We start from the raw sequence: 17,889 nt of genomic DNA, 5'->3' as shown, positions 1-17,889 counted from the left end.
GTAAGCTATATAATCTTTTTTTGTTTGATTACTCCATATACGATAGGAATAGCCACACTTCCTATTATAATGGGGATGAGCCATATGCCTAATTGGTTCTCCCAGCCTAAAGCAATTGTAATTGACTCAAATGAAATCAAAGCAAAGACGATAAGGCAAATATTTTTTAACTGATTCATTGTTTTTCTACTTATCAAATAAAATTCTTCGGCATTTTCATCATTAATTTGTTCTGGATAATTATGTGTCTCTGGATACTTTTCAAATAAATGCATTAAACCTGCCACAAAGACACCCAAAACAGGTAAAATTAAAAGTTCTATTTTTGAACCCCAACGATCAACTTCACCCAGAGCATTAAAATGTACTGGCACTTTAGCAGGTAGTGCCTGCCAATTGAATATTAAAAAGATGATTGATCCTAAATAGAATGTATAGCCAATAAGATCCCAAACCAATTCACTCTTCGTTTTTCCTATTTTTATTTTAGGTCTTTCCCAAGAATTTAATATGCTATTTACCTCCTTTACAATGACGTCAACTAAAAAACTTCCAACTATGTATATAGTATTTATTCGTTACGATACTATTAAATCCTTCTTCCGCTAATCTGATTTGATAGTAAAAAAGCATTTGAATTATTTGGCAATCGTACCCGTACCTTTTAAGTAGATAGTTTCACAACCTAACTACAATTCATATCCTTGTTTTTCTCCTTCTTTCAAATTTAAAATATGTTGTTGGATGAACTATTTGAAAGATTAATGTCACTTCTTCTTTGAGGAGATTTTTTTATGAATATGAAGTAAAAAAACCTTGAAAGGCTAGAAGCCAATCAAGGTTCAATACCAGGCACAATTACCTCTAATTAGTCTCAATTATGAGAAACTGTTTGAGGGTTCTTGAGAGCAGGCAGCAGAATACTGTCAATTAGAGTTGCGTAGAAATCCTTGTCGAACGGCTGGTGTTGAACAAGTCCACGAAAAGCAGCCATGGAAACAATAACCTGGCAAGCCATCTCAACATCCGCATGAGCGGGTAATTCGCCACGAACTACAGATCGTTGAATGAGTTCACGATTCAGGGTGTCCCAAGAATCAAAAATTCCGATACCACCCCCCTCAGACAATTCCATCTGCTGCAAAAAAGATCCTAGCCCCATAATGACTCGAAGCTTTTTCTCTCCTTCTTCGATCGATTGCGGCTTTAAAAGGGCAAGAAGATCACCACGTAATGTACCTGTATCAGGCAAATGCTCCAACTCCAGATGACTTCGGTTCATCCAGGTCAACGCTTCCTGGACTAACTCTGCCTTAGAAGACCATCGGCGGTATACTGTTGCTTTTCCGGCCTTTGCTTGAGCTGCAACCATGTCCATTGTCATACCATCGAATCCCGCATCCGCAAGAATGTCTATCGCCGCTTCAAGAATTTTCTCGTCCCGTGTGTGATCGCGCTTACGTCCTAATTTTTGTGCAGGCTTCTCTGCCAATACCTCAGCTACTTGGCTTTGCTCGGATGTTTCTATCTTTATTTTCTTCATACATTTAACCCCTTTTAAACATTTTATAAAACTTATTAGTTTCGGAACTTTACAGTTCCGTAATTGTGTGGTTTACTATAATTATCCCACATTCGCTGGGAAATTTATAGATAGTATTCCAAATATAAAGGAGATTAAAATCTTGCAGAACAAACCTGTAGCATTGATTACCGGAGCCAACAAAGGAATAGGGTTACAAATTGCGAAGGATCTGGCGGCACACAATTATACCGTGCTTATCGGATCACGTAGCCTAGAGAACGGAAAGTCGGCCTCAGCTAACATTGGAACGGATGCACATGCTCTCCAGCTCGACGTTACAAATCAGGATTCCATCTTTGCTGCAGCAGAACGTATTCGGAGCGAATTTGGTCGTCTCGACGTACTCGTGAACAATGCAGGCATCTCACATGCAGGAAAACCTGGCGATCCGTTTCCGAGCGGTGGCGCGGCAAGCGGTCTTATGACTATTGCTTCACTCGAAGACATTCGTGCAGTTTATGAAACGAATGTTTTTGGAGTCATTGCTGTTACACAGGCCATGTTGCCACTTTTACGTGAAGCTCCAGCAGGTCGGATCGTCAACATGGGCAGCACTGGCGGCTCCCTTAGTTGGAATTCCCTTCCGGAGAATTCGCATCGTGCGATGTTTGGAGCCTATTCAGCCTCAAAATCAGCTGTTCATGCGGTGACACTTGCCTTCGCTTTCGCACTTGAATCGTCAAATATCAAGGTCAATGCTGCATGTCCTGGACATACCTCAACTGCACTCAATAATTTTTCTGGCTCTCGCAGTGTCGAACAAGGAGCACGTGAAGCAGTCCGACTTGCGATGCTTGATGCGGATGGTCCAACAGGGACATTCTCTGATGAAGATGGTGCCATTGCTTGGTAATTAACGTCTATAAAATAACCATTAGCAAGATAAGGGGGGAAGCATAATGCGTGTTTTCGTAACAGGAGCAACCGGGTACATCGGTTCCGCCGTCATCCGCGAACTCATAAACGCCGGGCATCAGGTCGTCGGTCTTGCACGCTCAGACAATAGTGCCGCGAAGCTAAAAGAGGTTGGGGTCGATAGTCACCGCGGCGATATCGACGATCTTAACAGTCTTCGCAGTGGTGCAGCTGCTGCGGATGGTGTGATTCATCTAGCATTCAATCACGACTTTTCGAATTTTGACGGGGCACTCACAGCGGATCTGCACGCCGTCGAAGCGATGGGTTCAGCTTTGGAAGGGTCCGATAAACCGTTCGTAATCACCACCCATAACAACGGATTGGCAGCAGAAAATGTAATGTTATCACTGGCTGAACGCGGAGTGCGAACATCGATTGTCGAGCTTTGTCCTTCAGTACATGGTGAGGGTGACACAGGATTTGTGCCTAAGTTAATCCATATTGCCAAAACAAAGGGCTTCTCAGCCTATGTGGAAGCGGGAACCAATCGCTGGCCGGCTGTTCACCGACTTGACGCAGCACATCTATATCGTCTCGCCTTAGAAAAAGCCCCCGCCGGTTCAAGACTAAATGGGGTGGCAGATGAAGGGGTACCCTTTTATGACATCGCAAGAGTCATCGGACAACAATTGAACGTTCCAGTAGTCAGTATTTCACGCGAAGAGGTAAACGACCACTTTGGCTTCCTTGGCACACTTGCAGCACTCGATATCCCAATATCAAGCACTGCAACTCAGGAACTCTTAAAATGGAAGCCTGTGCAACTTGGACTAATCCCAGACCTCGAACAGGAGCACTATTTCAATAATTGACTATAGAAGCTCCCGTACCTATAACTAGCTTTCACGGGAGCATTTTTTCATTATCATGAACCTGTTACCCCAGCATTATAACGATAAAAATCAATTGTATAGTGACCATTTTTGCTAGAAGGACAGGGTTTAGGATGTTGAATTATTTAATCCAGCAGCAAGCAGTGCTTCGGAATTGCCAAAATAACCAATCACCGATTTAGAAATAGATAAAATAATATATGTGAAAATACTAAGCCAAACACCCTTTTCGGCAGCTTTTAGGTTATCATATGACTCCATCAGCATTCCTCCTCGATCAAACTTGTATCAACTTTTTGTAGGATTAGTTCATGATTGAAGATATCTTTTCTAACATTTCCTTAATGGGACAAAATAATCGTTCTACCTTTACTATTCCTCTCCTATATTTTGGAATAAAAATTACAAAAGAGATTTATTTCTACAACAATAGAAAAGGTTGTTTATGCATTGATAGTTACTGATGAATAAAAATGAACATCTATTTTGGTATCCTCGAAATTATGACTGCTTCTTTAACTAAGATCCAGGTTAGTGGAAGAGAAAATGGAAAGGATACATAAATGACTCTTTTTCAAACAATTTATATATAGACTGTTGACCTTAGACATTACTCCAATGTTATGGTTGTATTGGGGGTGGTTAATATGCAAATCAAAGATTTTGCTAAGAAATATCAAATTCAAACGGATACTATTCGTTATTATGAGAAAGAGGATATATTGAAACCTAAAAGGCGAGACAATGGTTATCGAGAATATGATGAAGATAGTGAAAAGCAACTACAGCTTATCATCGTATTAAAGCAGCTGGGTTTTACCATAATAGAGATTCAACAATTGCTTATATTAAAAGGCGAACCAATATCCACAGATTGTAACAATTCAACAGTATCACTAATTGAGCAAAAAATAAGAAAAATCGAGGAAAAAATTCGGTTTTATGAACAAGCATCAAAATTATTGAAAAACGTTAAAGAGCTGATCAATGAAGATAAATATACAGAAAATAAAGAAGTTGTTGAGGAATTGATGTTTGAACTCTTCAAAAGTAGTGATAAGAGGAATATATAATGACTATTAATAAGATAGTTCGTATAGAAAATGGATTTGCCTTTGCAGTTTCTTATTATATTTACTTATATCTAAACTTTCCGATATGGTTGTTTTTTGTCCTCTTATTTGTTCCTGATATTACAATGATTGGTTATGCGATTAATAAAAAAATAGGTGCAATTATTTATAATATTGGACACAGTTTTATTGCACCTCTACTTTTCTTTTTAAGTTACTTTTACTTTCCAAGAGATTATTTACTTATAGTATCCATCATCTGGATCTCTCATATATTTATGGATAGATTATTGGGTTTTGGATTGAAATATGAAGATTCTTTTAACATCACTCATATACACAAACTTTAATGGAAATAATTTTGTATATGAATGTACTTTAACAATATGGTGCTCTAGTTAAACAACGGAGACAGCAAATAGCTGTCTCTTTTTAGGTGAAATTAAGAAAAATTACTAAAAATCCCTCTAACCATTAACTTATACTTAGTTAGGCACTACTTTTACATCTTTCAATATCCATTTTTCCTCTTTATATACCCAGCTGGATTGAACTGCAGCTATTCGGTCAACAACCGATGCTCCAGATACTTGCTGTATACAAACAAGTTCTTTATGTCCATCTTGATCAATATCTTTTACTTTTATCAATTTATATTCACTTACGAGTGTTTCCGATGGTTCACTTAATATCCCTTTTCGATAAACGCCGAGCTTATCATATTTCTTTTTATGATTCTTTAAATCAATCGTATAGGATCGATTAACTTCTGGGATCATCAAAATAGCTTGGTAGTTATTTTTAAAAGATCCATTGATATTAAGGGTGTCAGGGAGGTCGATTTGTTCAATATTATAATTATAAATGCAAAAAGCATAATAATCATTAACTCCTCCGCTTCCGCCAGTTGGAATCTCCATCACGACTTCAAGTGTATTGTCTCCATTCAGATCGAGAAAGTTGACGGAAGGTTTAAATCCACCTGGAATAGTTTGCTTCTTACTGCCCTGTTTTGTTTTTACAACCAACTTAAATTCTTTATAATATTTAGTAGCCTGATCAAAAGGAATACCATACAAATAGATATGATCCTTCATCCCGTCTCCTGTTACATCAATTTTGTAAGTTCCAAGTTCCACTTCCCGACCCTTTTTGTCTATTTTTGCGGCATTAATGGATATAGGCTGTTGCAGTAAACATCCTAAAATACCGAAAATCAAAAAAAGATTCATCCCTTTTTTCATATGTTTATCAGCTCCCAGATAAAGGATTAATTCATTATAGAATGCCATGAAATAAGCCTTTTTATGCATAACACTAAGATAATTCATCTATAATAAACCAAAAAAAAGCTGTAAACAGTACAAAACTGCTTACAGCTTTTCAAATAGATTATTAGTCGTTACGATTTGGGCATTTCTGGAGTTGTCACCCATGTTTCAACGATTGGGCCATTTTCGCCTTCATCCATAAAGAACGAACCATTTGAATAGCGGTCGCTAGGTCGTAATTGGAAAGATGGAATTTCTTCTATCATGCCTTTTTCCGATAGGATCACTAGTGTATCAAGATCGTTGACAAATTCTATACCTGCAACTCGATGTGGGTTTTTCTTCAACTCTCTCAGCATGATAACTCCTCGTTTTGCACGGGAAGTCATTTCAAACTCACTTCGTTTCATTTTCTTAATAGCGCCCCTCTGTGTAATTAGCGCAATCATAGAAGACTCAGTTTCAACAAAAACTTTACCTGCGACAATATAATCGTCGTCTTTTAGATTTATGCCTTTAACACCGGATGCACGTGCTCCAACTGTTGGTATTTCACTTTCCGGGAACATTAATCCATACCCAATAGAAGTAGCCAGGAAGATGGAATGATTTCCATCCGTTTGATGGATATCCACAACCTGATCATCTCCCTTAAGATTAATAGCTGTTAAAGGTTTAGAGTATCTGGTTGCCTTGTATAATGACAGTTCGGACTTCTTAACCATTCCGTTTTTCGTAACAAATAATAAGTACGCTTCTTTTTCAAAATCAGAAATCGGAATAGCTTTCAATAAATTTTGATTCTTTTCAAGCGGTACGATATTACTGATATGTTGCCCCGTATCCTTCCATCTGACGTCAGGAAGTAAATGAACCGGACAGTAAATATAACTGCCTTTATCCGTAAATAATAATAAAGTATCCGTTGTATTTATATCCAGCTTATGAAGGAGTCTGTCTCCTTCCTTCATTCCATAATCCTGTCCACCTGATGCAGCATATGACCGTAAGCTTGTCCGTTTGATATAGCCTTCTTTCGTGACCGTAACAACGACATCTTCGCTTGGAATGAGAACATCAAGATTTATCTTAATCTCTTCAATTTTATCTTCTATGATAGAACGACGTGAATCTGCAAACTCCTTTTTAACTTCTTTCAGTTCTTTTTTAATAACTGACATTAATTTCTTTTCACTACCTAGGATGGCTGTCAGTTCTTCAATTTTTTTACGAAGTTCTTCAGCTTCATTTTCTAATGCCGTAATATCCGTATTCGTTAGTCGGTAGAGCTGAAGAGAAACAATTGCTTCAGCTTGTTCCTCTGTGAATGCGTATTCCTTCACCAGGTTTTCCTTAGCATCTTTTTTATCAAGAGATGCTCGGATCGTTGCGATTACCTGATCAAGAATGGAAATCATTTTGATAAGTCCTTCAACGATATGCTGACGATCACGGGCTTTTGCCAATTCAAATTCCGAACGCCTTGTAATCACTTCACGCCGGTGATCAATATAAGCATCCAGCATAGCTTTAATGCCCATGAGTTGCGGGCGTTTTTTATGAATGGCAACCATATTGAAATTATATGTAATTTGCAAGTCAGTATTTTTAAATAAATATTGAAGAATGACGTCGGAATCTACTTCTTTTTTTAGTTCAATAACAACTCGTAACCCTGTACGATCTGTTTCATCCCTTACCTCAGAAATACCCTCTAGTTTACGATCAAGCCGTAATTCATCAATTTTTTTTACAAGATTCGCTTTGTTTACATCAAATGGCAGCTCTGTAATCGTAATTTGCTGTCTGCCGCCTCGTAAGGTTTCAATAGTAGTTTTACTGCGGATTACAATTTTGCCTTTTCCTGTCTCGTAGGCTTTTTTAATTCCATCCGCCCCCTGGATAATGCCGCCAGTTGGAAAATCAGGTCCTTTTACTGCAGTCATTAAATCATCCACCGTACAATCAGGATTATCGATTCGCATGATGGTAGCATCAACAATCTCGCTAAGATTATGCGGCGGAATCTCAGTAGCGTAACCAGCTGAGATTCCAGTTGAACCATTCACAAGCAAATTCGGAAATTTAGCCGGAAGTACAATTGGCTCTTCAGCTGTATCATCAAAGTTTGGTACAAAATCGACTGTTTTCTTATCTATATCCCGTAAAAGCTGGCCGGCAATTGAGGATAATCGCGCCTCCGTATAACGCATCGCGGCTGGCGGATCTCCATCTATACTACCGTTATTCCCGTGCATTTGAATCAATTCACGACGGAGTTTCCAATCCTGGCTCATTCTGACCATCGCTTCATATACAGATGAGTCACCATGCGGATGGAAGTTACCGATTACCAGACCGACTGTCTTTGCTGACTTTCTGTAGGGTTTATCATTGGTATTACCATCCGAATGCATAGCATAAAGGATTCTTCGTTGGACCGGTTTTAATCCATCTCGCGCGTCCGGTAATGCCCTGTCTTGAATAATATATTTACTGTATCGGCCGAAGCGGTCGCCAATCACATCTTCAAGAGGTAGATCGCGAAATTTTTCTGCTGGTGTCATAATACTTCCTCCTCATCAGCAACCGTTAAGTTCTCATTCTCTAAGATATTACCATCTTCTTCTAATCCAAAAGCAACATTGGCCTCAATCCACTTACGTCTTGGTTCTACTTTATCTCCCATTAACGTCGTAATCCTGCGCTCTGCCCGTGCTGCATCATCAATGCGAACACGAATTAACGTACGTTGTTCCGGATCCATAGTCGTTTCCCACAGCTGGTCCGCGTTCATCTCTCCAAGACCTTTGTATCTTTGGAGCATGTATCCTTTTCCAACTTTTTTAATTGTACCTTCTAATTCATCGTCATCCCAGGCATACTCAATTACCTCACGTTTACCTGCTCCTCTACTAACTTTATATAAAGGAGGGAGGGCGATGAAAATTTTACCATGTTCAATTAATGGTTTCATATATCGATAAAAGAAGGTAAGCAATAACACTTGAATATGAGCGCCATCTGTATCAGCATCTGTCATAATAACAACTTTATCGTAATTGATATCCTCAACAGAAAAATCTGCTCCTACCCCACCGCCAATGGCATGGATAATCGTGTTTATTTCTTCATTCTTAAAGATATCCTCAAGTTTTGCTTTTTCTGTATTAATAACTTTACCGCGCAAAGGCAAAACAGCCTGAAACCTTCTGTCACGTCCCTGTTTAGCTGAGCCTCCGGCAGAATCCCCTTCGACTAGGTACAATTCATTCTTCATGGGATTTCTCGATTGCGCTGGTGTCAGCTTACCAGAAAGAAGTGCATCTGATTTTTTACGCTTTTTCCCACCGCGTGCATCTTCCCTTGCTTTCCGGGCCGCTTCTCTTGCCTGAGCTGCTTTAACTGATTTACGGACCAACAAAGTGGCTATATCAGCATTTTCCATCAAATAATAGGATAATTTATCTGATATTACGGAATCAACCGCAGAACGCGCCTCACTGCTGCCTAATTTACTCTTTGTCTGTCCCTCGAATTGTAATAATTCTTCAGGTATTCTTACAGAAATAATAGCAGCCAGTCCTTCACGAATATCTGAACCATCTAAGTTTTTATCCTTTTCTTTCAGCAATCCGGATTTTCGGGCATATTCATTAAAGGCACGGGTAACGGCTGTTTTCATTCCTACTTCATGGGTACCGCCATCTTTGGTTCTTACATTATTGACAAATGACAATATATTTTCGGAATATCCGTCATTGAATTGAAAAGCAAATTCGACTTCAATATCGGACTGAGTCCCTTCAAAGCTAACAACCGGATGCAAGGTATCCTTTTCTTCGTTTAAATAGGCAACAAATGCTTCGATACCATTCTCATAATGGAAAACTTCTTTTTCATCTGAACGTAAGTCAAGTAATTCAATTTTTAACCCTTTAAGTAAAAAAGCGGATTCACGTAAACGCTCACTTAAGGTTTCACGGTTATAAACAATTGTAGAGAAAATGCTTTGATCAGGTTTAAAATGAATCGTTGTACCTGTTTGATTGGTTTTACCAATCTTCTCTAATGTCGTTACAGGTTTTCCGCCATTTTCAAATCGCTGTTCATAAATAAAGCCATCACGCTTAATAGTGACAACAAGCCATTCAGAAAGGGCATTTACGACAGAGGCTCCAACACCATGCAAACCCCCGCTAGTCTTATATCCACCCTGACCAAATTTACCGCCTGCATGAAGGATTGTTAAAATGACCTCAGGAGTCGGCTTACCCATTTTGTGCATACCGGTAGGCATTCCTCTTCCTTTATCCATTACACTAATACTGTTATCTTTATGAATCTTTACAATAATTTCGTCACCGTGGCCAGCTAACACTTCATCCACGGAATTATCTACAATTTCAAAAACGAGATGATGCAAGCCTCGAGTATCTGTGCTGCCGATATACATACCCGGCCGTTTTCGGACAGCTTCCAATCCTTCAAGTACTTGGATGGCATCTTCGTTATAATCTATAGTTTTTACTTTCTTTGCCACTTATGTACCCCTCTCTATACGTTACAACTTCTATTATATACATATTTCAAAACAAGAACAAATGTTCTTTGTTATATAAACATTCACCTATACGCTCTATTGCTCTATTTTTACAGATTATTTTTCGTTTCGCAAATAAAGTTTTCATAAATAGTATGTATACGTTGCCGTCCCCGTGCTATTTAGTACAAATAATTATATAATTTCCGACCTATATCTTAATTATGGTCTCATGTACACTCTTTTTACAACTATTAGTTTTTGGTACTCGCTACATAATAAAACCACCAATTATGTATTTATGAGTAATTGGTGGTCATTTTATATCATTTAGTTAGGGCATGCTCGACTTTTATACAGCGATCCATAATCACCGTGTACCCTTTATCCTTTAGCATATGGAAAGCCTCTTCATCTACAACTCCCAATTGAGTCCAAAATATATCCGCATTAATTTCCATAAATTCTTTTGCAAGGTCCATAACGTATTCAGAACGTCGAAAAATATTAACGATATCTACATGACCCTCGATATCTTTCAATGTTTTTACCGCCTTAACCCCCAAAACACTGTCCACTGCAGGATTGACAGGGATAATTTCATATCCATTATCCTGCATAGCTTTTGACACCATATAGGATGTCCGCTCAGGATTATCAGAAAGGCCAACGACAGCTATTCGTTTCGCTTTTTTTAACAGTACACCAATTTCTTCTCTTACAGGATTTTCTATCATGAGCTCAAACCCCTTCATTTTGAATGTATTCTTATGTATACCCTTAGGCTATTATAGAATAAACGGTACTCACCTAATAGGAAAGTGTTTAAGTTTACCAATTAAAATAAATTTGTATGTCTTTTTATATGTACATGGTAAAATATATTGAATAATTGTGTTAGAAAGGAAATGTTTGTATGTTATATTTATTATTTGTTCTGTCCTATCTGCTTGGATCCATACCATCAGGCTTAATTATAGGGAAAGTCTTTTATAACATAGATATACGGGAACATGGCAGCGGAAATCTTGGTGGAACCAATACATTCCGCACACTTGGTAAAAAAGCCGGACTTATTGTGACATCAGTTGATATTTTAAAAGGTACTCTTGCAACCTTATTGCCATACATAATTCATATACAAGCAGATAATTGGCCTAGCTGGATTGCCATTCCGTTAGTTTGCGGTTTATTAGCGGTTATTGGTCATATGTATCCGATTTTTGCAGGATTCCGAGGCGGTAAAGCAGTAGCAACTTCAGGCGGTATTTTACTTGGGTATGATCCAAAGTTGTTTTTAATTCTAGTCGCATGCTTTTTTATATTCTTATTATTAACTAAAATTGTTTCCTTATCTTCCATGTTGATTGCGATTGTTGCTCTTGTATATATCATCTTTACAGATGATTTGTCCTTTCAAATTTTAATTTTCTTCCTGGTAGGTTTTATCTTTTATCGACACCGTGCCAATATTAAAAGGATTATTAATAAAACAGAGCCAAAAGTTAATTTGTTTAAGCGTTGATATAAGACTGTTTTTGTTACCCTCCTACGGGGTGCAAAAACAGTCTTTTCCTTTTACTCTTGTAGTTCTTTTCAACAGGTAAATTAATACATTACCCAATATAGGTACCCCTATTTCCTTTCAATAAAATAGAAATAATCTACAAATTTTAATTCACTGTTTTTATCATTCTCCCTCCTATTTATTGAATTTTACAGTACCTCATTTATCTTGATTAAACCAACTTCTAAACGCTTATAGCTAACCACCTTCGAATCCAAACAATTTTAGACATTTTTATAAAGAATTAGTTGTAAATAGTAAAACTTTGTCAAAATTCCAAGTCCAACTGCCCACAAAAATCCTTATTTTGCATTTTAATAGAAAAAGTGGCAATATACAAATAGGAATGGTTGTATGATAAATTCCTGATTCTACAAGAATTTTGCTGGGTAGGTGAACCATGAAGAATAAAATAATCCTCTTTTCATTCATTAGTATACTTACAGGATCTATAGCTATATTTATGTCTATAAATAAGGATGAGGTTTTTAAGCAATCTAATGAAAAAGCGGTAACATTGTCGTATAAAAAAGAGGTCGTATTATCAGAACGAATATACCAAACAACAGCTGAAATTGGAGCGATTGGTGATATATTACTGCATGATGAGGTCTATAAAGATGCTGATACTGGTTCCGGTTATGACTTTTCAGATATGTTCGCACCTGTAAAAGACATGTTAAGTAATCCTGATTTTACAATAGCTAATCAGGAATCTATTGCAGCTGGAAGCGATCTGGGATTATCCAGTTATCCATCATTTAACTCTCCATATGAAATCTCGGATACTTTACAGGACGTTGGAATAGATCTGGTAACCCTGGCAAATAACCACTCACTCGATAAGGGTGAAAAAGGAATTCTTCGCGCAATTGATTATTATAATAAAATTGGAATGCCATACGTCGGTATTAACAAAAATAATGAAGATGCCAGGCGTGATCGAATCATAGAAGTAAATGGAATACACATTGGTTTCCTTTCCTACACCTATGGAACGAATGGGATCCCTATTCCAGATGGGAAAGATTATTTAGTCAATTACTTAGACGATCGGAGAATCACACAAGATATTAAGGATTTACGGGGTAAAGTCGATCTCATCCTTATCAATGCCCATTGGGGATTAGAATATAAACGGACTCCATCAGATGAACAAAGAAGAGTGGCAAAATTAATGGCCGAAGCGGGTGCTGACATCATTATCGGACATCACCCTCATGTCCTGCAGCCGATTGAATGGGTTGAGACCGATAAACATAAAACATTAGTCGTTTATTCATTAGGTAATTTTATTTCCGGTCAACAAAATGACTATAGAGATATCGGCGGAATGGTTACAATCAATATTAACAAAAAGTCGTCTGCTACAGGTGCTATTACAACTGTATCTGATGTTACCTTTACCCCAACTTATGTAACCAATCAAAATGATCATGATTTTAGAATAAAACCTTTTGCTAATGAAGAAGTATTTGGCCAGAATAAGACCACTAAAGAAGAACTGACTGAATTCATGTCAGGTAATACAACAAAATAAGAATTTCATACAAGGCTCTCCCACATGATATACTCTGCAGATGGGTAGCCTTTTTTATTTCAAAGGATCGTCACTAAATAGATTAACCCTGATATTTAAAGGATATATAACTAACTAGAGTTCTATTTTGATAAATCAAACTCTTACCAGAAACGCTTCCATTGGATTGGTGATATGAAGAGGCTATATGTGTACAGTACTGGCTTCATCAAGGAAGAGTCTTAATTGGTTATTTATATTGATCCCATACCGATAAGTCGTTATTTTATATCCATTATGTCATAATGGTAGTATCCGAAAATCAGATATACTATAAAAATCAATAAATATCAGGAGGATACATCTATGAAAATTACAATAGACGACAAATCAGCAGCATGGTATAAAGAAGAATTAGAACTTGAAAAAGGCGATAGTCTACGATTCTTCCCTCGTTATGGAGGATATAGCCCTATCCAGTCAGGTTTCTCTCTTGGAATTAATAAAGAGGATCCTAACCAAACGGCAGTAACCCTTGAAATGAATGAAATCACCTATTTTGTTACGGATGATGATGTATGGTATTTTGACGGACATGATCTTCATGTAACGTTCGATGATCGAAAAGCAGAGCCTACGTTCAACTACAGTAAATAATGGTGACATGAGCTGATCGTATAAAGCCCCAGTCTAATAGCAGGCCGAGAAAACGCATTCGTTTCCCAGCCTGCTTTTGCTTTTTCTCGATTTATATAACCTCCCTTGATATCAGGAATATATAGATTTCTTATCTACTTTTTCAACTTCTTTTCATTACCTATAACATGATAATGATGAAATCTGGGGAAGACTGCGACCATCCATCTAGTAAGTACAAAAAAAGGTTGACGGCTAAGCCATAATAATGACTTAGCCGTCGACCTTTTAATTACACCTATATCTATTTACGTTTAATTTCTTCGTATTTTGCATTCCATTCCGGAAATGCTTTTTTGAACTGAATCGGTCTGAAATTGTCTTTTCTAACAACGATATGTGTGGTAGTCCCTGTTGCACATACCTGATCATGCTGATTCCGGATTTCATAGCCATATAGCGTTTTTAACCCGTTATTTTCTTCTATCCATGTATGTACATATGCTTTATCACCATATCGTAATGGTGTTTTATAGGTTACTTGAACATCATAAACAGGAGCATAATATCCAGCTTCTTCCATGTCGTTATATTTATAGCCTAACTCTTCAATAAGAGCAGTTCTTCCCAGTTCAAACCACTTTAGATAGTTGGCATGATACATAACGCCCATCATATCTGTATCTGCGTAAAACAACTGGATTTCTTTCTTTGAAACAAACATTCCTTACACTCCTATTCTACTATAATGGTTCCTTCTCTATTCTAACACATTTTGAAAATCTGCCTTCACCAAGGTAGAATTGTCAACATCCCTATGTGTTTCGTCAATCAAGCGAACAGCCTGCGCCTGAATAGCATTATCCACCAGATTGATGGCAAAGCGTCCATTCCCATCAATTTTAATGAGATTTAATTTTTCAACTAAATAATCTTTTGCTGGCTGATCTAATACATATTGATACTTTTGAGCATAGTTCTCAATAATCTGCATTAATTCTTCGATTGTGTAGTCCGGGAAATGCATGAACTTTTTAAATCTTGATGAAAAACCTGGATTACTGGACAGCAAAGTCTTCATTTCATCCGGATACCCTGCCAAGATAATGACGAGGTTTTCATTATGTTTCGTCATCTCATCAACCAATGTATTGACCACTTCTTTCCCATAGTCTGAATTAGAAGAGCTCAATAAGGAGTAAGCCTCATCAATAAATAGCACACCACCCAATGCATCTTGAACTTTCTTTTTCGTTTTAATGGCAGTCTGCCCAACGTAGCCTGCCACGAAATCAGCACGGCTTGCTACAACGAGATGTCCCCTCTTCAACAATCCACAATCTCGGAGAATTTCAGAATATAGCTTTGCAACTGTCGTTTTTCCAGTCCCTGGATTTCCGGTAAAGACTGCATGAAGCTGAATAGGTACTGTACTCTTACCTGCCTGCCTTCTCGATTGTTGAATCTTTACAAATGCGGATAGTTTATGTATCTCCTCTTTAATTGTATCCAGACCAACCAGATTCATTAATTCTAACTGTGGATCTCCTGTAGCTATAGGGAACTGTGAAGAAAAATCTACTTCCTGCAAAAGAAGAAAGTTTAAAAAGCTCCCATTATCCATCCTGTTACCAATCGAACCTTTATGGAATATAGCATCCATGACAATCGACTTTACTGTTCTGGCATTCCCAAATGTTTGATCGACCATCTCATATTCGATTCGTTTTTTTAAAGCAGGAATAGCTTCTGGGGCGATAAAATAATGATTCTTCTCAGCCGACTGAATAGCAATCTGAACCATTTCATCCAATGAATAGTCTGGTAATTCCATATAATTAAAATGAGGGAAACGACTCCGCAGTCCTGGATTACTATCCAAAAATTGTCTCATTTCTTCAGGATATCCTGCTAATATAACTGCGAATTTCCCTGCATATTCGGCACTATCCATAAGTGATATCAGGGTATCAATAACAGTTTGGCCATAATCAGCGCCTTGTTGCCCCTCTCTTTTCAGGCTATACGCCTCATCAATGAAGAGTACACCTCCAATTGCTTCTTCAACGGCCTTACGAACATTTTCCTCTGTTTGTCCAACATACGCTCCAACCAATTTAGACCGATCTACTTCAACGATCGATTCCTTCGGCAATATGCCTAATTCATAGTAGATTTTCGCCAATAATCTGGCCAAGGTCGTCTTTCCAGTACCTGGGTTCCCTGTGAGAACCATATTAAGACTAATATCCCCTGTATTACTAAACCCCATTTTTTCCCGCTGTTTCTGATATTTTAGAAATTGATAAAGCTGGTTCACCCGTTTTTTAATTTCACTTAGACCAATCATTTTGCTAAGTTCTACTAATGCACTTTGATGATCTTCATGGTTATTCTTATCTTGTTTTGATATATATTCATTAAATTGATCGATCCTATTATTCAATGTATTTAGTGAAGATTTAAACTCCTGATAAACAATGGCGGTATGAAAATTGCCGCTTAAAGTCTCTTCATATTCTTTAGCTGTAGAAAGGACCTTTTGCATATGGATAAGTATTTCATCTAAATACCTTTTTGCAGCCATACTGGCTTCTGATTCTGCTATATGACTAATTTGCTTTAACGCATCGGATGTTCGATTCAAATATAAATTTGTTTCAGTCATAATTTGAATGACGGTATTACGTTTGGCTGTTCGATTATCCGTTTCTCGTAAAGTTGGAATACGAAAGCCGGCAAATAAATCATTGAATTGATTTAATTGTTTACTCTCCAGTAGTAACTGTATATCAGCTCTGTCATTTAATAAGCGATTAGCTTCCTCAATTAATAGATAATATAAATCATCTTGTTCCTTTTCTTTACTCCTTTGAAGAGCCAATAAATAGAGCAGTTTTCCTTCAACTTCGTTTTGATCTTCTTGAATAGCTTGGTTGTGACAAAGCCATTGTACTGCTTCAAGCAATTCGGATTTAGCAGGCAGAGAACCTTGTTCATTCCATTTTCTCTCCCACTCATCGAGCTTATTTATATATTGGGTTATCATAAATTCCATCTTTTTGTTTCATCCTTTTTTAGTCGATGTATCCATCCTACCATACAACACGGTCCAGTTTAATCTATTTGGCTTATGTATAACAGATAAGTATTGGTTTTAAAACAGTCTGAGCTTAATGGAATTTTAATCACTTCTTGCAAGTATTTGTTCATGTAATATCCGCAAGTTTTAACGTTCACATTCCTTCATGGTTAAAGAGGAAGGAAATTTATTCCCCTATTTTTATTTTTGGTTTTCTTTGATTCGGTTCATTCTTCTTGATTGCTGGGTTTTGGGTTTTAAAATTAACTATGAAGATTTGGAACATAGTATTTTTATTTCATTATAGAAATAATTCTCGAATTTTTAACTAGATATTCAGTCGAAATTGAAAGCAAAAAAGAACCCGCTCGTTTACCAAATCGGTTTACAAGCAGGTTTTAAATATTCTGTCTTTACCAATTATTCACCTTTGGTTTGAATGACATCTGGATGTTTTCCAGAAGTATCTTGCATCTTTTTACCTTTATTTCCTCCAGCGGCTCTCGGCTGAGTCCCAATATGATTTGGTACAAATGGTTTAGAATTTCTTTTCGGATTACCCATTTTTTTCACCCCTTCATACTTAGCATGCTTATTTAGGTACGTCTTATGAAGGGTATATTATGGATACTATTCGGCTCTTTCCATCATTCTTTTATCAATTCGATCCTCAAGGATAGCCATAGCTTCTTTATCCATTAAGATTAGCTTTTTATTTTCCATAATTAAATCGGCTAAAGACATTCTTTTTCGCTTTTTCATCTATATACCACCATCCGTAATCGTATTTTTCTTTATCTTTATTATCTTTGCCTTTACTTTTTGTATTTATAACCTTTTTTGAAAATATAAATATCTGAAT

18 protein-coding genes are annotated in these 17,889 nt (G+C 37.2%); 7 read left to right on the top strand and 11 right to left on the bottom strand.

Annotated elements, in window-relative coordinates; genetic code table 11:
- Positions 1–5: 5 nt before the first annotated feature.
- Both AC4G3L_RS00635 and AC4G3L_RS00630 read right to left on the bottom strand, forming a co-directional pair.
- Positions 6–458, bottom strand: coding sequence for a DUF1648 domain-containing protein (locus tag AC4G3L_RS00635; protein WP_491075047.1), 453 nt, complete (start codon positions 456–458; stop codon positions 6–8).
- 416 nt (positions 459–874) lie between these two features.
- Complete coding sequence (locus AC4G3L_RS00630; RefSeq protein ID WP_491075046.1) at positions 875–1,543, bottom strand: TetR/AcrR family transcriptional regulator; 669 nt, start codon at positions 1,541–1,543, stop codon at positions 875–877.
- 67 nt (positions 1,544–1,610) lie between these two features.
- On the opposite strand from AC4G3L_RS00630, the gene AC4G3L_RS00625 reads away from it, so the two are divergent.
- Together AC4G3L_RS00625 and AC4G3L_RS00620 are read left to right on the top strand one after the other, a co-directional pair.
- Entirely contained in the window at positions 1,611–2,438 is an 828-nt protein-coding gene (locus AC4G3L_RS00625; protein WP_491075045.1) for an SDR family NAD(P)-dependent oxidoreductase, read from the top strand.
- Between the two features lie 46 nt (positions 2,439–2,484).
- Positions 2,485–3,315, top strand: a complete 831-nt coding sequence (locus AC4G3L_RS00620) for an SDR family oxidoreductase (RefSeq protein ID WP_491075044.1) — start codon at positions 2,485–2,487, stop codon at positions 3,313–3,315.
- A 129-nt stretch (positions 3,316–3,444) separates the two neighbouring features.
- On the opposite strand, the gene AC4G3L_RS00615 is transcribed toward AC4G3L_RS00620, so the two are convergent.
- A complete protein-coding gene (locus AC4G3L_RS00615; protein WP_491075043.1) occupies positions 3,445–3,597 on the bottom strand; it encodes a hypothetical protein in 153 nt (50 codons plus the stop codon).
- Positions 3,598–3,983: 386 nt separating this feature from the next.
- Between AC4G3L_RS00615 and AC4G3L_RS00610 the strand changes: the two genes are divergently transcribed.
- Both AC4G3L_RS00610 and AC4G3L_RS00605 read left to right on the top strand, forming a co-directional pair.
- Positions 3,984–4,409, top strand: a complete 426-nt coding sequence (locus AC4G3L_RS00610) for a MerR family transcriptional regulator (RefSeq protein WP_491075042.1) — start codon at positions 3,984–3,986, stop codon at positions 4,407–4,409.
- Complete coding sequence (locus tag AC4G3L_RS00605) at positions 4,409–4,759, top strand: DUF4260 domain-containing protein (RefSeq protein WP_491075041.1); 351 nt, start codon at positions 4,409–4,411, stop codon at positions 4,757–4,759. The genes AC4G3L_RS00610 and AC4G3L_RS00605 overlap by 1 nt, the downstream gene beginning before the upstream one ends.
- A gap of 135 nt (positions 4,760–4,894) precedes the next feature.
- Here AC4G3L_RS00605 and AC4G3L_RS00600 read toward each other — a convergent pair whose 3' ends face one another.
- The 4 genes from AC4G3L_RS00600 to AC4G3L_RS00585 all read right to left on the bottom strand — a co-directional run bounded on the left by AC4G3L_RS00600 (position 4,895) and on the right by AC4G3L_RS00585 (position 10,978).
- Positions 4,895–5,701: a YybI family spore inner coat protein gene (locus AC4G3L_RS00600; RefSeq protein ID WP_491075040.1), complete on the bottom strand. Its 807-nt coding sequence runs from the start codon at positions 5,699–5,701 to the stop codon at positions 4,895–4,897.
- A 110-nt stretch (positions 5,702–5,811) separates the two neighbouring features.
- On the bottom strand, positions 5,812–8,247 hold the full coding sequence (gene parC, locus AC4G3L_RS00595) for a DNA topoisomerase IV subunit A (protein WP_491075039.1): 2,436 nt from the start codon (positions 8,245–8,247) through the stop codon (positions 5,812–5,814).
- Positions 8,244–10,202, bottom strand: coding sequence for a DNA topoisomerase IV subunit B (gene parE, locus AC4G3L_RS00590; protein WP_491076212.1), 1,959 nt, complete (start codon positions 10,200–10,202; stop codon positions 8,244–8,246). The genes parC and parE overlap by 4 nt, the downstream gene beginning before the upstream one ends.
- 347 nt (positions 10,203–10,549) lie before the next feature.
- Positions 10,550–10,978, bottom strand: a complete 429-nt coding sequence (locus AC4G3L_RS00585) for a CoA-binding protein (protein ID WP_491075038.1) — start codon at positions 10,976–10,978, stop codon at positions 10,550–10,552.
- Between the two features lie 161 nt (positions 10,979–11,139).
- Between AC4G3L_RS00585 and plsY the strand changes: the two genes are divergently transcribed.
- The 3 genes from plsY to AC4G3L_RS00570 all read left to right on the top strand — a co-directional run bounded on the left by plsY (position 11,140) and on the right by AC4G3L_RS00570 (position 13,966).
- Positions 11,140–11,748 (top strand): glycerol-3-phosphate 1-O-acyltransferase PlsY, encoded by a 609-nt coding sequence (gene plsY / locus AC4G3L_RS00580; RefSeq protein WP_491075037.1) that lies wholly within the window; start codon positions 11,140–11,142, stop codon positions 11,746–11,748.
- A gap of 442 nt (positions 11,749–12,190) precedes the next feature.
- On the top strand, positions 12,191–13,330 hold the full coding sequence (locus AC4G3L_RS00575) for a CapA family protein (RefSeq protein ID WP_491075036.1): 1,140 nt from the start codon (positions 12,191–12,193) through the stop codon (positions 13,328–13,330).
- Between the two features lie 345 nt (positions 13,331–13,675).
- Complete coding sequence (locus tag AC4G3L_RS00570; protein ID WP_491075035.1) at positions 13,676–13,966, top strand: HesB/YadR/YfhF family protein; 291 nt, start codon at positions 13,676–13,678, stop codon at positions 13,964–13,966.
- Positions 13,967–14,249: 283 nt separating this feature from the next.
- Here AC4G3L_RS00570 and AC4G3L_RS00565 read toward each other — a convergent pair whose 3' ends face one another.
- The 4 genes from AC4G3L_RS00565 to AC4G3L_RS00550 all read right to left on the bottom strand — a co-directional run bounded on the left by AC4G3L_RS00565 (position 14,250) and on the right by AC4G3L_RS00550 (position 17,789).
- Entirely contained in the window at positions 14,250–14,669 is a 420-nt protein-coding gene (locus AC4G3L_RS00565) for an acyl-CoA thioesterase (RefSeq protein WP_491075034.1), read from the bottom strand.
- Positions 14,670–14,705: 36 nt separating this feature from the next.
- Positions 14,706–17,003: an AAA family ATPase gene (locus tag AC4G3L_RS00560; protein WP_491075033.1), complete on the bottom strand. Its 2,298-nt coding sequence runs from the start codon at positions 17,001–17,003 to the stop codon at positions 14,706–14,708.
- A 444-nt stretch (positions 17,004–17,447) separates the two neighbouring features.
- Positions 17,448–17,591, bottom strand: a complete 144-nt coding sequence (locus AC4G3L_RS00555) for an acid-soluble spore protein N (protein ID WP_491075032.1) — start codon at positions 17,589–17,591, stop codon at positions 17,448–17,450.
- Positions 17,592–17,657: 66 nt separating this feature from the next.
- The gene (locus AC4G3L_RS00550; protein ID WP_491075031.1) at positions 17,658–17,789 is read right to left on the bottom strand and encodes an FbpB family small basic protein; all 132 of its coding nucleotides are present in this window, start codon (positions 17,787–17,789) and stop codon (positions 17,658–17,660) included.
- Positions 17,790–17,889: the final 100 nt, after the last annotated feature.

This window comes from Bacillus sp. z33 (genome assembly GCF_058313615.1).
This window is presented reverse-complemented; position numbering and strand designations above follow the sequence as displayed.